This is a genomic window from Burkholderia sp. Ac-20345, from assembly GCF_017104825.1.
GTDB classification, from domain to species: domain Bacteria; phylum Pseudomonadota; class Gammaproteobacteria; order Burkholderiales; family Burkholderiaceae; genus Burkholderia; species Burkholderia lata_B.
Window position 1 is genome coordinate 1 of the sequence record NZ_JAAGPO010000407.1, and the last position, 3,169, is coordinate 3,169.

At 68.5% G+C, this 3,169-nt stretch carries 2 protein-coding genes; one reads left to right on the forward strand and one right to left on the reverse strand.

The genetic code is table 11. From position 1 onward, the window contains the following. A partial coding sequence (locus G3O06_RS47375) for a TolC family protein (protein WP_205820202.1) occupies positions 1-487 on the forward strand: 487 nt, incomplete at its 5' end. Between the two features lie 56 nt (positions 488-543). On the opposite strand, the gene aceE is transcribed toward G3O06_RS47375, so the two are convergent. Beyond that, positions 544-3,169, reverse strand: a 2,626-nt coding sequence (aceE, locus tag G3O06_RS47380) for a pyruvate dehydrogenase (acetyl-transferring), homodimeric type (RefSeq protein ID WP_205820204.1), incomplete at its 5' end; no start/stop codon positions are given.

Consider the following 3,169-nt stretch of genomic DNA (forward strand, 5'->3'; position numbering starts at 1 on the left):
TCTCGGCAGCGCGACGAGCAGCTACGGGTTCTTCCGCGCGGGCAGCGACACGAACCTGATCGCGCTCGGCATCGACTGGTCGTTCCTGGACGTCGGCCGCGTGCGTGCACGGATCGCCGCGAGCGACGCGGAAGCGGCCGGCCAGCTCGCGCAGTATCGGCAGACCGTGCTCGGGGCGCTGGAGGAAACCGAGAACGCGCTGCTGCGCGCCGCCCGCACGCGTGACGAGACGGACCATCTCGTGCGGGCCGCGACCGACAGCGCACGTGCCGCACAACTGGCGCAGGCGCGGTTTTCGGCGGGCGCGATCGACTACTACGAAGTGCTCGACGCGCAACGCACGCTGCTGCAGGCGCAGGATGCGGCGGCCGACGGGCGGATGCGCAGCGCGGCGTCGACGGTGGCGCTGTACAAGGCACTGGCGGGCGGCTGGCCGTCGGGAACGGGGCAGGGCCCGCAAGGCCCGCTCGCGCAGGCGGGGCAGTAGCGCGGGCACGGCGGCGCGGCGGGCCGGAGCGATCCTGCCTGCCGCGCGCCGCATGACTACACGCTGGCCGGATCGACCTTGTCGATGTCGATGCTGTAGCGCCGGATGGCTTCGCCGACGCGCGCCCGCGGTATCGCGCCATCGTCGGCGAGCGCCTTCAGCGCCGCGATCACGATGAAGTGCCGGTCGACCTCGAAGAACGTGCGCAGCGCGTCGCGCGTATCCGAGCGGCCGAAGCCGTCGGTGCCGAGCGATACGAAGCGCCGGCCGTCGACGAACGCGCGGATCTGGTCGCCGACGATCTTCATGTAATCGGTCGCGACGACTACCGGCCCCGTGCGGCCGTCGAGGCATTGCTGCACGTACGGCACGCGCGGCGCCTGCTCGGGATGCAGCAGGTTCCAGCGTTCCGCCGCAAGCCCGTCGCGGCGCAGCTCGTTCAGGCTCGTCGCGCTCCACACGTCGCTTGACACGCCGAAGTCCTGCGCGAGCAGGTCGCTTGCAGCAATCACTTCGCGCAGGATCGCGCCGCTGCCCATCAGCTGCACGTGCGGCGCATCGGCCGCCCGCGACGTGTCTTCGCGCAGCAAGTAGAGACCCTTGAGAATGCCGGCCTCCGCGCCATCCGGCAGCGCCGGATGCGGGTAGTTCTCGTTGAGCAGCGTGATGTAGTAGTAGACGTCCTCCTGCTCCGCGAACATCCGCTGCAGGCCGTCGCGCACGATCACCGCGAGTTCGTATGCATAGGTCGGGTCGTACGACACGCAGTTCGGAATCACCGACGACAGCACGTGGCTGTGCCCGTCATCGTGCTGCAACCCTTCGCCCATCAACGTCGTGCGGCCCGACGTCGCGCCGAGCAGGAAGCCGCGCGTACGTGCGTCGCCGGCCGCCCACGCGAGATCGCCGACGCGCTGCAGCCCGAACATCGAATAGAAGATGTAGAACGGGATCGTCGGCAGCCCATGATTGCTGTACGCAGTGCCGGCCGCGATCCACGACGCGATCGCGCCCGATTCGTTGATGCCTTCCTGCAGGATCTGCCCGTCCTTCGCTTCCTTGTAGTAGCTGAGCTGGCCCGCGTCCTGCGGCGTATAGAGCTGGCCCAGATGCGAGTGAATGCCGATCTGGCGGAACAGGCCCTCCATCCCGAACGTGCGCGACTCGTCCGGCACGATCGGCACGACGAGCTTGCCGAGCGCCGGATCCTTCAGCAGCGTGCCGAGGATGCGCACGAACGCCATCGTCGTCGACAGCCCGCGCTCGCCGCTGTCCTTGAGCTGCACGTCGAACGCGGCGAGCGGCGGCACCTGCAGCGGCGGCACGTGGCTGAAGCGGGCCGGCACGTGGCCGCCGAGCGCGGCACGGCGCTCCGCGAAATAGCGTGCCTCGGCGCTGCCCGGTTCCGGCTTGAGGTAAGGCAGTTCGTCGAGCTGTGCGTCGCTGACCGGCAGCGCGAAGCGGTCGCGGAACGCGCGTACGGCGTCCGCGCTCATCTTCTTCAACTGGTGGTTCACGTTCTGGCCTTCGCCGGCTTCGCCCATCCCGAAGCCCTTGACCGTCTTCGCGAGCACGACGGTCGGCCGTCCGTCCGCGCGCATCGCCTGTGCATAGGCTGCATGCACCTTTTCCGGATCGTGGCCGCCGCGCGCCAGTTTCCAGATGTCGTCGTCGGACAGGTCGGCGACGAGCTCGAGCAGTTCCGGATACTTGCCGAAGAAATGCTCGCGCACGTACGCGCCGCTCTGCGACTTGAAGGTCTGGTAGTCGCCGTCGACGCATTCCATCATGCGCTGGCGCAGCAGGCCCGTCGTGTCGCGTTCGAGCAGGCGATCCCAGCCGGCGCCCCAGATTACCTTGATGACGTTCCAGCCCGCCGCGCGGAACGTGCCTTCGAGTTCCTGGATGACCTTGCCGTTGCCGCGCACGGGGCCGTCAAGGCGCTGCAGGTTGCAGTTGATGACGAAGATCAGGTTGTCGAGCCGTTCGCGCCCGGCGAGCGAGATCGCGGCGAGCGATTCGGGCTGGTCCATTTCGCCGTCGCCGAGAAATGCCCAGACCTTGCGGCCCTGATGCGCTTTCAGCCCGCGATATTCGAGGTAGCGCATGAAGCGCGCCTGATACGCGGCCGTGAGCGGCCCGAGCCCCATCGACACGGTGGGGAATTGCCAGAAATCGGGCATCAGCCGCGGATGCGGATACGACGACAGCCCGTCGCGTCCCGCTTCGCGGCCGGTCTCGCGGCGGAAGTTGTCGAGTTGCGCGTCGGTGATGCGGCCTTCCAGGTACGCGCGGCCGTAGATGCCGGGCGCCGAATGCCCCTGGATGTAGACCATGTCGCCGTCGAAGGTGTCGGTGCGGCCGCGGAAGAAGTGATCGAAGCCGACGTCGTACAGCACCGCGGCCGACTGGTAGGTCGCGATGTGGCCGCCGACGTTCGAATGCCGGCCGGCGCGCAGCACCATCACCATCGCGTTCCAGCGGATCATCGCGTTCAGGCGCCGTTCGAGCGCGAGATCGCCCGGGTAGGCCGGTTGCCGTTCACGCGGCACCGAATTCACGTATGCGGTCGTCACGCGGCCATGCAGGTCGCCGTGGCGTGCCGCGTCGAGGTCGGACAGCTGGTCGAGCAGGTAGTGCGCGCGCGGGCGGCCTTCGAGCGCGATCACGGATTCGAGCGCA